Below are 12,516 nucleotides of genomic sequence, written 5' to 3' on the forward strand. Positions count from 1 at the left end.
AGAACACCTGTGTTAGCTGAATGACACGCCGAATGTGTGTGCCTACACGGTTTCCAGCTTCGCGGTGACCTTCACCGCGCTCACCAGGCCAAACGCGATCCCAGCTCCACCCATCTGCCTACGAACTGCGGAACTCCGGCCTGGGACGTGCAGATCGACCACGTCTACCCTTTGGCGCAGGCCTGGGACATGGGCGCGCATCGGTGGCCGCTGCCGCGCCGAGTGCAGTTCGCGAACGACCTGGATAACCTGCGTGCCGTGGACGGGTCGGCGAACATGTCCAAGAGCGATTCTGGGCCGGGGGAGTGGATGCCGGACAACCGTGACTACCACTGCCGGTACGCCGCGGACTACCTGACCGTCGCCTCCGGCGCGACGACCGGCATCTCGTGCCGCGGCGCCCGAGTGACTGCTGCTGGTACCCACCGCGGCGACTGGTACCCGGCCAACGCTCCCGCGATCCGGCTGGCCCAAGCCGTCAATGGCATCAACGAGGAGGATTCTGTCCGGACCCGCTAAAACCCTACTCGTCGTCGGCCGCGACGGCAGGGTCTCGGAGCGGCCGGAGGCCGTCGCCGGTGGGTGGGGTGAACGCGTAGCGGCCGTGCACGTTGAGGTGGCTATCGACGAGCGGGGACAGCCGGGCGACGTCCTCGGCGAGGACGGGGTAGCCGTCAGCGCGGAGCTGGGCCAGGGCGGCGTCGGTGTAGCGGGTGTTCCACAGTACTGCGGCGTTGAGGACCAGTCCGAGCGCGCCGAGCTGGTCCTCTTGGCCGTCGCGGTAGCGCTGGCGCAGTTCGCCGCGTTGGCCGTGGAAGATCTTGCGGGCGAGGCGGTGCCGGGACTCCTGCACGGTGAGTTGCGTGTGCACGGTGCGCCGGTAGGTCTCGTCGTCGGGGTCGCACATGGCCAGCAGGTGCAGTGTCTTCGCCGCCCGCCCGTACTCGGCGAACGCGGTGCCGAGCGGGCTGGGGTGCCCGTCGCGGCCGAGCATCCGCAGCAGGTCGTAGCCGGTGACGGTGCCGGTGTGCAGGGACCCGGCGACTCGGAGCATGTCCGGCCAGTGGGTGCGGATCCGTTCGTAGGAGAGGTGGTGACGGGCGACCGCGTTGAGCGGCCCGTAGTCTGCGGCCGGCGTGCCGGGCAGGGTGAGGCGCCACAGCCGCTGGTCGGGGAGGTCGGCGATCCGCGGGCTGAACTGGTAGCCGAGCAGCCGGAACAGCCCGAACACGATGTCGGAGTAGGACGCGGTGTCGGTCGCGACGAGCTCGGGGGCGGGGCCGCCGTCGCGGTTGAGGATGACGTCGAGGACGTGCAGGGAGTCCCGCATGGTGCCGGTGACCACGACGGCGCCGATTCCGGCGACCTGGTCGTTGATCGCGTTCAGCCACGTGATGCCGCGGCGTTGCCCGAAGTAGCGGGGGTTCGGGCCAGCGTCGAGGGTGCGGATGGGGACGACGAAGCGCAACCCGTCGACCGAGGCGACCAGTCCGCCGCCCCACAGCCGTGCCACCTCGATGCCGGCCTGCGCCTTGATCAGCTGGGCGTTCGCGGACGCGAGGGTCTCGCTGCGCAGGTAGTTCTGGGCCACGTGGGAGAGCCGGTCGCGGGTCAGCGCCGGCTGGCCGGGCTTGACCACCGGGGCTAGGCCGAGGTTGCAGCCCTCGGCGACCAGCACCGCCGCCATCGAGACGGTGAGGTCGTCCATCCGGGTGCCGGTCTCGGCGAGGTGGGTGAACCCGCCCAGGTAGCCGGTCCAGGCGTCGACCTCGAGCAGCACCTCGGGCAGGTCGACCCGCGGCAGCATCGCGGCCACCCGTTCCCGCAACGCCACCAGCGAGGCCGGCTCCGGCACCGCGTCGAGGCGGGCCAGGTGCAGCCGCATCCGGCCGTCCAGGCCGGGCTCGAGACGGACCGGTATGTCGGTCGGGCGCTGCCCGGACGGGGCGAGCTTGGCCGCGAGACCGGTATAGGCGGTGTCAAGGCGGTCGGCCAGGTCACGGAGGTGGGGCTGGGCGGCGTCGCTGAGGCGCAGCGCGGTGAGCACCCGCGGCCGGGCCTGCTCCCACGCCGGGCCGTCCAGCAGCCGTGCCCGCGGGTCACCCCACCGCGCCGAGCCGACCGCGTAGACGTCGCGGCGACGCAGTCCACGGTGCAGCGCCTCCAGCACACACAGGGTGTAGGCGCGCAAGTCGACCGCGCCCTCGGCCAGGTCGGGGTTGGCGAACACCAGTGGCCGCCACGACCCGATCACCACCTTCCCCACCACCTCAGCGCCGACGAATGCGACGAACTGCTCATGGCGGATCCGCCGGCGCCCTGCCAGCTCCGCGAGGCCCTGTACCGCGACCAGCACCGGTCGGCCCGCCTCGGTCGCGTCGAACGGCACCACCTCGGCCAGCATCGCCAGAAACGGCCGGACCGTGGCGTAGCGCTTCACCAGCTCGGCTCGGGTAGCCGCGTCCGTATCGTCGTCGGCATCCGGTGCGAGCTCATCGACCGTGGCCACCGCGGCCGCCAACCGCTCCCGCGGCACCGCGACCAGCAACCGAGACCACGCCGCGGCCGGGTCCAGCACCTCACCGCTGCCACCGTCGGCGACCTCGAGCAGCGCCCGCGCCGCGGCGGCCAGGGTGATCGAGGCCTGTCGCAGCTGCGGCAGCGACCGCAGCCGTTCCTTGATCGAGGACCGCTCCGCGGCGGCGAGCAGCTTGCTGGTCATCAGCACTGCGAACAGGTCCAGAGCGTCGTCGACGGCGGCGACCTCAAGCGCGCGGGCCGTCGCGACCAGCGTCGCGGTCCGCCGCACCTCAGGGAGCCGCCGTAGCATCGCAGCGTTGCTGGTCAGGCCCTGCCGGGCCAGCACCTCGACCCGCGCCGGCGGCACCCCGCCGACGTCCACAGAGCCGGCGCCCACCCCGAGGATCTCGCCGGCCCGATCCAGCGCACGCACCATCTCCGGGCCTGACGCGCGCGTCGGGTGCCCGACGCAGCCGGTCCAGCTCCGAGACCCGGGCCCCGTCCGGGACCAGGAGCAGACTCTCCAGCCGCGTGCGCAACGCAGCCTCGACCGGTTCCGCGAGGACCCGGTGAAGCCGGTCGGTGGTCTCGGCCCGGACCTCGGCCACCAGCCGGGCCAACACGCTCACCCCCGGCAGCAGCACCCGGCCCGCACGCAGCCAGGCCACCGCATGGTCGAACAGTTCGCTCGGGCGCTCCGGACGTGTCCACGCCCGGGCACCCAGGAACTCACGCAGGCCACGTTCCCCGCCCATGAAGTCGAGGTAGCCGTAGACGGCACGGATCTCCGCGGTGTGCTCCCACTGCGTCGCCGGCCGCTCGGAGTACGCCTTGACCACCGAGGCGTCCGGTAGCCCCAGCCGGCCCGCGACGTACTCGACCACCGGCCATGGCACCTCGACCGGGTCCGCCAGGAACGTTCCGAGGAAGCGCACCGTGCCCAGCTGCAGCGCGAACCCCAGCCGATTGTGCTTACCCCGCCGACGCCGTACCACTTGCCGGTCCGCGTCGTCGAGGAAGAAGAACCGCTCCAGCTCGGACCGCGCCGGCGGCCCGTCGAACCGGCCGTACGCCGCCACCTGCTCATCACTGAGGAACTCCACCGGCATGGCGGTCAAACCTAGAGAACAGCACGACACCCAAGACCAGCGGCCTTAGCGGAGGTTCCTGTACCGCTGCACCTCAGACCCCGGAGCTGGCTGCGATCGTGCGTGCCGCCGCCGAGCTGCACGAGGCCGTCAAGTGGGGGCGGCTGACGTTCGCCGCCGCGGCCGACTGGCACCACTGGGTGTGCGCGATCGCGGTCGCGAAGACCGGCGTCAGCCTGGTGTTCCACAAGGGCGCCCTGCTCACCGACCCAGCGCGACTGTTGGTCGGCGACGGCCGCTACGTGCGCCGCGTCCCCTACCAGGCGGCGTCGGCACAGCAGGATGCCGTGACAACCCTCGTGCGCGAGGCCCGCACGCGCCAGCGCGACATGCTCCCCGACGACAGCTGAGCCCGCGCCTGAACTCAGGCGGGCAGCTGCGCGGTGCCGGCAAGCGCGACCCGGTCGCCGGCGTGAGCCTCGATCTGGACGCGGTTCTGCTCGTCCGGGTCGGAGGCGAAGTGCACGCGGAACTCGTCGCCGGTCTTCACCGGGGACACGAACTTGACCGAGATGGTGCCGCCATCGGCCCAGTTGGGCACGAGCTCGCAGAGCTGCCTCTCCACGACGGCGAGCAGGTAGATGCCCTGGACCAGCGTGGCGCCGAACGACGTCGTGCGCGCGTACTCCGGTTCGGTGTGGATGAGACCGGTGCCGCCGCTGACGATGCCGAACGCGTCGAGGTCGTCCTGACTGAAAACAGTGGCCGTCGAGCCGTAGTCCGTCATCCCGAATACCCCCAGAGCAACGTGGTGTGCACTCTGCACCGCAGGTCGCGCTCGGCGCCGCGGTAGCTCGTCTCCAGCGCGACGCGCTTGCGGCCGTCGCGCTCGCGCTTGTCACTCACCCGCACCTCGACGTCGAGCACCTCACCCACGTACGTGACGGCGTGGTGCTCCGCAGTCTGTTGAACGTGCACCGACCCCTGTTCCATCCGTCCGCCAAGCGCCCGGTACATCGGCAGGAAGGTGCAGAAGACCCAGGGCGGCGCGGTACGGCGGCTCGACTGCCGATGGGCGCCGACCTGGCGGTCGTAGGCGTCGACGAGCTCGGCAGCGATCTCGTAGGTCGACGTCCACACCTGGTCCAACTGCAGCTCGTCGTACGGGAAGTCGACGAACTCCTGGGCGATACGCGGCATCTGGCTGAGACCTCCTCCCGGCGCCGGCTCACCGGCCCCTGTAGTCCGGCTCGCGGCGCTGCTTGAAGGCCGCTCTGCCCTCTTCGTAGTCGTGGGTGTGGTACATACTCGCCGTGACGTGCCGTTGCATTTCGACCGCGTTCTCCAGCGGCATCCCGATGCTCTGGTTGATGGCGCGCTTGGCCAGACCTAGCGCTGCCGTTGGCCCCCTCGCGAGCGCTGCCGCCCGCGTTCGCACTTCGTCATCGAGCTGCTCGGCGGGCACGACCGCGGTCACGATGCCCAACTGCTGCGCCTCGGACACGTCGAACGTGCGTCCAGTGAACAGCAGATCGCACGCCTTCTGGTAGCCCACCAGCTGAGGAAGCAGGCACGTCCCGCCGACCATGCCGCGCCGCGCGAAGGACAGACCGAACTGCGTGCCCTCGGCCGCGACAACCAGGTCGCACGCCAGCACCAGGTCGCAGCCCGCTCCCATGGCGTAGCCGTGCACCTGGCCGATGACCGGCTTCGCCAGCCGCCGCAGCGCGAGGACGAACCTGGTGTAGCCGAGCTCGGCTCGGAGGTTCGCGTCGTCAGGGATCGGCGTCGTGGGGGTGCCCATGCCGGTCAGGTCGTCCCCGGCGCAGAACGCCCGTCCCGCACCCCTGACGACGACGACCCGCACGTTCGGGTCGGAGTGCGCCGCCTCGGCCGCGGCGTCGAGTTCGTCGAGGACGTCGTAGGTGAGGGCGTTCAGCGAGTCTGGCCGGTTCAACGTGATCGTGCGGACGCCGTCCCGGTCGTCGATGTGCAGATGTTCCGGCGTCACCACGCACCTCCGTCGTCGAGCCTGATCAGCGCGTCCGCGATCGTCACGCCACGGCCAGCGGCAGCGACGAACACCGGGTTGAGGTCGACCTCGGCCACCTCGCTGCCGGCGGCGGCGATCCGGGTGGCGAAGGCTGCCAACAGGTCCGCGAGCGCCGCTTCGTCCAGTGGCCCGATGCCGCGGTAGTTGGCGAGCACCGGGTGGATGCCCAGCGCCCGGATCGCCTCCAAGAACTCGGTGCGGCTCGCCGAGGGGAACACGAGCTGGAAGTCCGCGAGCGCCTCCACATGCACACCACCGGCAGCGAGCAACATGACCATGCCGAAGTTCGGATCCCGCCTCGCCCCGAGCGCGATCTCGACCGCCCCCTCGGCCATCGCCTCGACGAGCAGCCCCTCGACCGGGTCGACGCCGGCCTCGTCAGCTCGCGTCCTGACGCTCTCTGCGGCGGCGCGCACCTCCGTCACCGTGGCCAGGCCGGTACACACCAATCCCAGTTCGGTCTTGTGCGTCACCTCGGCCGAGCACAGCTTCAGGACAACTGGATAGCCGAGCCGCCCGGCAGCCGCCACGGCCTCGTCCGCGGTCTGCACGAGGTGGCCGTCGACGACCGGCAGATCCCAACTCCGCAGCAGCTGCTTGCTCGCGTTCTCGCTCAGGAAGCCGCTAGCGGACGCAACGCCGGTCCACGCCGAGAGACCCGGCGCGCCTGTGGCCGCCGGTTCCTCGCGCATAGCCCTCAGTTCCCGCTGCCGCCCATGACTCGCGTAGCGCCCGAGCGCGTACATACATGCGGCGTCGTCGGTGAAGGTGGCCACCCCGCGGCGAACGAGCTCCTCGACGCCGTACTCCACCCCGCCGATCCAGCAGACGGCGAGCGTTGCTTCGGCCGTCCGGTTCACCTCGTCGAGATCCTCGACGATCTGCTCGACGTCGTAGCCCTTCCCGAGGATTCCCAACGCAACGACGATTGTGTCGATCCCTGGATCGGCGGCGAGAACGGTGAGCGTCTGGCCGAGCAGCCGGCTGTTCGCCAACAGCTCGGCCGTGACGTCGATCGGGTTGCCCGTCGCGGCGAACGCGGGCAGGTACTCAGCCAGCGCGCTCCTGGTCGCTGGGCGCAGCTCCGCCAACTCCAACCCGGCCCGTGCGCAACGGTCGGCCATCATCACACCGAGCCCACCGGAGTTCGTCAGGATGGCGAGCCGGTTACCTGATGCCGGTTTGGGGCTCGCGAACACTTGAGCGTAGTCCGCGAGCTGTTGCAGGCTCTGCACACGGACGATCCCGTGGTGGCGCAGGAACGCGTCGACGACGGCATCGTCCTGGGCGAGCGCACCGGTGTGTGAACCGGCTGCTCCGGTACCTGCGGGGGTCACCCCCGCCTTGAGCATGAGGATGGTCTTGCCGGCCTGCGCGGCACGCCGCGCGGCTCGGGCGAGCAGGTCGGCGTTCTTCAGGTGCTCGCAGTAGACCTCGACAACGCGAACCGCAGGGTCCTGCAGCGCCTGGTCGACGAGTTCGGCCACGCCTACGTCGGCTTCGTTGCCGGTAGCCGCCCAGAACCTGATGCCGGCCGGACGGTCGTGCTGGATGTCGGAGAGCATCCCGGCGACCGCACCGCTCTGGCTCACGATCGCAATCGCACCGTCGCGCACACGATTGGTCGAAAAGCAGGTCGAGAACGCGGCGATGCCGCTTGTGCCCATGTTGGCGACACCCTGACAGTTCGGTCCGAGTACGCGCATCGAGTACCGCCGTGCGACCTCGACGAACTGGTCCTGCTGCTGCCTGCCCGCCTCGTCGACCTCGCCGAAGCCCGAGCTGAAGACGATGCAAGCCCGCACTCCGCGTTTGCCGCACTCCTCCAGGTGTCCCAACACCTTGGCGGCCGGGGTGGCGATGATCGCGACGTCGATCTCGGCGTCGATCTCGGCCACGCTGTGATAGGCCTTGATGCCCTGAACCGTGTCCCGATTGGGGTTCACGGGGAAGACGTTGCCCCGGAACCCGTACTCGTCGAGGTATCCGATGGACCGGCCACCGACCTTGTCCGGGTCGTCGGATGCACCGATCACCGCAATCGACTCCGGCCGGTACAACGCCGCCAACCCGTCGACCAATCTCGCCGTCCCCCTAACCCGCGATCCCTGCCAAGCTTTCCACGAGACCACGGCCGAGTCCGTACACCGCCACCACCGCGAGTGCCGAGATCACGAGCAACGCAACGATCTCCCACGGCTTGTTGACGCTCTCCGGTCGCATGTGCCGTCGGCTGCTCGTGACGTAGAAGATGCCTGCTACGACGAGCGGGACGCAGGCCACCGAGATCGCCGATCCGAGCACGGTCAGGATGACGAAGTCCGGAGCCTGCGGCAGCGAGAACACGAGCGGCAGGACCAGCCCCACGATCGCCAGGCGGTGGACGAACCTGGTCGACTCTCCCGAGCCCGCCGATTGGTTGCGCCGGCTGTAGCGGATCCCGTCAGCGACCACCTTGCTGTAGATGTACGCGGTGGACGCCATCGAGCTGAACGTCACGAAGAAGACCGCGAGCCACATCAGCACGGGACCTGCAGGTCCCATCGCGCGCTCCATCATGAGCACCAGACCGTCGGTGCCGTCGATCAGGTCGCCTGAGCCGTACATGGTCTGCGCGGCGGTCACCCAAATGGAGATGTCGATCACTGCGATCGCAGCGACAGCGAGCAGTGCGTCGACGACGGCGAGCTTCCTGAACTCCGGCCCCCGCCAGCCTCGTTCGCGGATGGCGTAGCAGTAGATGACCGTGGCCGGAGTGACGCCGACGGCTCCCATGATGGCGACCGCAAGGATGATCGACCCGAACGCTCCCTTGTTCGCCGGAAGTTCGTACAGCAGACCCTTGCCGACCTCGACGAGGTCCGGACCGTGGATCACCGCGGAGATCACGAAGGTGAGCACTAGGAGCGCGACGGTGACGCGGGCGAACACCTCCATGATCCGGTACTCGCGCCCGCTGAACAGGATGCCGATGCTCGCCGCGACCGCGACCACGGACCAGAGGAAGATGCCGTACTCACCGCCCACCGCCTGACCGGTGAGGTGGTGGATGGCGGTGCCTGCACCCACGATGAAGTACGACTCGTAGACGAAGATCAGCACGCCGATCGAGATGGCGACGAGCAGCGAGAGCGGACGCCATGCGCGCGCGAAGCCCTGCATCGGGCTGTCGTCACCGTGCACGTTCCCCAGTTGGTACTTGCTGAGCGCGTTGACGAAGAAGAACTTGGCCACCAATGCGACTACGAGTGCCCACAGCAGCGCGTAGCCGTAGTTCGCGCCGGCGACGGAGTTGTCGATGAGATCGCCCGTGCCGAGCCAGGCCATCGCGACGAAGAAACCAGGGCCGATACTGCTGATCCACTGTCGCCACGTGGACGGGGGCCGCGCGACGGTCGGCAGCTCGTTCTTTGTGCTCACACCGGACTCCCATAGGTAGCGTGGCTTCGCACATTAACGCTAAGCGATCGTTTAGCCAAGACCTTGTTCGTTCAGCTACGACCTCAGGTAACCAACGGAGGTGAGCTGAACGTAACTACTCAGCTGATTAGCCGGTGGTGGCTGGGATCCAGGGATTGCCGTTGTGGAGCATGCGCAGCACGGTGAGCGCGGGGAGGTACGGGCGGGGCGAGTGGGGGCGTCAGCCGAGCCAGGCGCGTGTGCGGGTGATGGTCTCGGCGACCGGCACCTTGGGGCAGGTGGCGCGGTGCTGGCCGCGCCACTCCGGGGCCTGGTAGATAAGGCAGCACACGGGGCGGCGTTTCCGGTTCTGGCACACGTTTCGGAGCGCCGGGATAAACCGGCATGGAGGAGGAGATGGAAGAGCTCTACGTCGAAGGGCTAGCGACCCGCGGCGGCCCCGAGTCATGCGTCGTTGTCCGTGAGGGTGGCGGCGAAGCGTTGGCAGGGGTACGTGCAGGCCGGGCTATTGAGCCACGAAATGTGCGTTTCGGGGTGTCCACGCTGTCGGAATGGCGGAAGGCAACATTGGCGGTGGCGCTATCGCGAGCCACCGTCGGACCCCGCGTGGTCAAAGAACCAGGGCATGTACGGAACCTTCATGCGCGAGAACCGGGAGAGCCCATGTCCGCCCGGCCGGCTGATCACCGGACGGGCCGCCCAGGCAACGCCGAGGCGGTAATGCTGGGATGAACGGTCATGGGCAGTCGGACGGTCCCGTAGTACCTGCGAACCCGCCGAACAAGGCTACGGCTGCGGAGGCGGGGGAGGTAAGGGGACCGGCCAAGGGGAACACGGCCAGCAAAACGCGTCCCGGACACAGGGCCGGGCAAGATGCGCCCAGTGCGCTGGATCGTGTGCGGCAAGTGGCAGTACGAGATAAGGAGGCACGGTTCACCGCGCTGTTGCACCACGTGACCATCGACCGGCTTCGGGCGGCGTATCGGGCGATCAACCCGAATGCTGCGGCGGGGGTGGACGAGGTGACGTGGGCGGCCTACGGGCAGGACCTGGAGGACAACCTCCTCGACCTGCATGATCGGCTGCATGCGGGGCGCTACCGGGCCAGGCCGACCAGGCGGGTGTACATCGTGCGCCGTGCGGCGCTTTGTCGTATCCCCGACACAGTCGGGAGAAATGGGAGGTTGTTTCTGGGCCTGATGGCTTACCTGGATCCGAAAGGTGAAGGGGACAGTAGCATGCCAGGAAAGCAGCGGTCGTCGAAAGCGTCAAACGCGATGCGCTGCGGGGCCCGCGTGATATTGGTAAAGGCTGTATTGCTTGAAATCCAATCTCCAGACGGTGAGTACGCGCATCCATCGGAACGACGCTTGAAACCGATGCCGTGCCCTGCTTCGGCATGGAATGTAGGTCGGCGCAACCTTCAGGGGCGCGGGCGATGTCCAGCGAGGACATCCAAGGAGATGAGTGGATTGCCTAAGTCACGCTCGATACGTACGACGAGGCCGTACCACGGGATTGCCTAAGGGGTGCGAGCCCTATGGTAACGGAGAGCCAATAGTAGTCGCAGGAGTAACGACCTGTCGGGGAGGACGGGAAAGCCGTCCACAGGGCGAAGTGGCTCAGGTGATTCGGATACTGAAGACCGGGAGGTATGCGAAATATGCAGAACGCCGAAACGGTACTGGGTGTCCTTCGTGAGCGCGGCAGGCGTGGTCTGCCGCTGGAACGGCTGTATCGGCAACTGTTCAACCCGCAGCTGTATGTGCTGGCCTACCGCAAGTTGTACTCCAATGCGGGTGCGATGACGGCGGGGGTCACCGGGGAAACCGTGGATGGAATGTCCCTGGCAAAGATCGATGCGATCATCGACGCCGTTCGGTCTGAACGGTGGCGGTGGAGCCCGGTCCGCCGCACCTACGTGCCAAAACGCGATGGGAAGCGGCGCCCGTTGGGGCTTCCAACGTGGTCGGACAAGTTACTGGCCGAAGTTGTTCGTGCGCTGTTGAACGCGTACTACGACGTCCAATTCTCCGAGCACTCCCATGGTTTCCGTCCCGGCCGGGGCTGCCACACTGTCTTGCAGGAAGTGGTGGATGTCTGGAACGGGACGGCGTGGTTTATCGAGGGCGATATCGCCCGGTGTTTCGAGTCGCTCGATCATTCGATCATGCTCGACGCGCTGGGCGAGAAAATCCACGATAACCGGTTCCTGCGGCTGGTGGGTGGAATGTTGTCGGCCGGGTACTTGGAGGACTGGAAGTGGGGTGCCACGCTGAGCGGCGTCCCCCAAGGTGGTACCGCATCACCGATCCTGTCCAATATTTATCTGGACCGACTGGACAGATACGTCGAGACACAGCTGCTACCGCTGTTCAACCGAGGCGTACGCCGGGCGGAGAACCCGGAGTATGCACGGGACTCGGCTGCCATCCGTAGCGCCCGCCGACGCGGAGACCGGGCGGCGGTGCGGGCAGCGCGCCTGCACCGTCGATCACTCCCTAGCAAGGATCCCTGCGATCCTGGCTACCGCCGGCTGCGCTACATCAGGTACGCAGACGACGTTCTGCTCGGATTCAGTGGACCGAAGGCCGAAGCGGTACAGATCAAGCAGCTGCTCGGACGGTTCCTGCGCGACGAGCTCAAACTGGAACTGTCCGAACAGAAAACGCTGATCACCCATGCCCGAACGGGCAAGGCCCGCTTCCTCGGATACAACATCGTGACCCAGCACGCTGATGACAAGCTCACCAACGGTAAGCGGTCGATCAACGGAGAGATCGGGCTACGAGTACCCGAGGACGCGATCACGCGCAGGTGCTCCCCTTATATGTGCCATGGCAAGCCATGGCATCGGCCACAGATGCTCAGTGATCAGGACTACTCGATCATCTCGCAGTATCAGGCCGAGTACAGGGGTGTTGTTCAGTACTACCTCCTGGCCGCCGATGTCTGCCACCTGAACAGGCTGCATTGGGTCATGGAGACCTCACTGCTGAAGACCTTGGCTGGCAAACACGGCTCGTCGGTGGCGAAGATGGCCCGCAAGTACAAGACCACCATCGCCACACCGCACGGGCCACGAGTGTGCTTCCAGACCACGGTCGAACGCGGAGGAGGTAAAGAACCACTGGTCGCGAGATTCGGCGGTATCCCACTGCGGCGGCAGAAGAAAGCGGCCCTGGTAGACCGCTCACCCAACCTGTTTACGACGAGCGGCAATGAGCTGATTGGTCGGCTCATCGCCGGGCGCTGCGAACTGTGCGGGACAACCCAACGATTGGAGGTCCACCACATCCGCAAGCTCGCCGACCTCGACAGAGCAGGAAGGAACGAGAAACCGGCGTGGATACACATCATGGCGAAACGGCGACGCAAGACCCTGATCGTCTGCACCGCCTGCCATGACGCCATTCATGCTGGTCACCCCACGCG

At 67.7% G+C, this 12,516-nt stretch carries 8 protein-coding genes and 2 pseudogenes; 4 read left to right on the forward strand and 6 right to left on the reverse strand.

All coding sequences use genetic code 11. From position 1 onward, the window contains the following. The first annotated feature begins 36 nt into the window (after positions 1 to 36). Entirely contained in the window at positions 37 to 519 is a 483-nt protein-coding gene (locus tag GEV07_28765) for a DUF1524 domain-containing protein (protein MQA06533.1), read from the forward strand. 4 nt (positions 520 to 523) lie between these two features. Here GEV07_28765 and GEV07_28770 read toward each other — a convergent pair. Then, positions 524 to 3,629 (reverse strand): annotated as a pseudogene (locus GEV07_28770) (Tn3 family transposase). 86 nt (positions 3,630 to 3,715) lie between these two features. Here GEV07_28770 and GEV07_28775 point away from each other — a divergent pair. Then, positions 3,716 to 4,018 (forward strand): hypothetical protein, encoded by a 303-nt coding sequence (locus tag GEV07_28775; protein MQA06534.1) that lies wholly within the window; start codon positions 3,716 to 3,718, stop codon positions 4,016 to 4,018. A gap of 14 nt (positions 4,019 to 4,032) precedes the next feature. Here the strand turns inward: GEV07_28775 and GEV07_28780 are convergent, their stop codons facing one another. The 5 genes from GEV07_28780 to GEV07_28800 are packed head-to-tail and all read right to left on the reverse strand — an operon-like array spanning position 4,033 to position 9,081. Further along, positions 4,033 to 4,395 (reverse strand): hypothetical protein, encoded by a 363-nt coding sequence (locus GEV07_28780; protein MQA06535.1) that lies wholly within the window; start codon positions 4,393 to 4,395, stop codon positions 4,033 to 4,035. Beyond that, positions 4,392 to 4,808 (reverse strand): hypothetical protein, encoded by a 417-nt coding sequence (locus GEV07_28785; GenBank protein MQA06536.1) that lies wholly within the window; start codon positions 4,806 to 4,808, stop codon positions 4,392 to 4,394. The genes GEV07_28780 and GEV07_28785 overlap by 4 nt, the downstream gene beginning before the upstream one ends. A 28-nt stretch (positions 4,809 to 4,836) precedes the next feature. Further along, positions 4,837 to 5,622: a hypothetical protein gene (locus GEV07_28790; GenBank protein ID MQA06537.1), complete on the reverse strand. Its 786-nt coding sequence runs from the start codon at positions 5,620 to 5,622 to the stop codon at positions 4,837 to 4,839. Further along, complete coding sequence (locus tag GEV07_28795; GenBank protein MQA06538.1) at positions 5,616 to 7,793, reverse strand: CoA-binding protein; 2,178 nt, start codon at positions 7,791 to 7,793, stop codon at positions 5,616 to 5,618. Before GEV07_28795 ends, GEV07_28790 begins: the two co-directional genes overlap by 7 nt. After that, positions 7,756 to 9,081, reverse strand: a complete 1,326-nt coding sequence (locus GEV07_28800; GenBank protein ID MQA06539.1) for a hypothetical protein — start codon at positions 9,079 to 9,081, stop codon at positions 7,756 to 7,758. The genes GEV07_28795 and GEV07_28800 overlap by 38 nt, the downstream gene beginning before the upstream one ends. Before the next feature lie 728 nt (positions 9,082 to 9,809). Between GEV07_28800 and GEV07_28805 the strand changes: the two are divergent. Together GEV07_28805 and GEV07_28810 are read left to right on the forward strand one after the other, a co-directional pair. Then, positions 9,810 to 10,211 (forward strand): annotated as a pseudogene (locus tag GEV07_28805) (group II intron reverse transcriptase/maturase). 533 nt (positions 10,212 to 10,744) lie between these two features. Continuing rightward, positions 10,745 to 12,516 (forward strand): maturase (locus tag GEV07_28810; protein MQA06540.1); only part of this gene is annotated, 1,772 nt, incomplete at its 3' end.

It is taken from the genome of Streptosporangiales bacterium (genome assembly GCA_009379825.1).
Classification (GTDB): domain Bacteria; phylum Actinomycetota; class Actinomycetes; order Streptosporangiales; family WHST01; genus WHST01.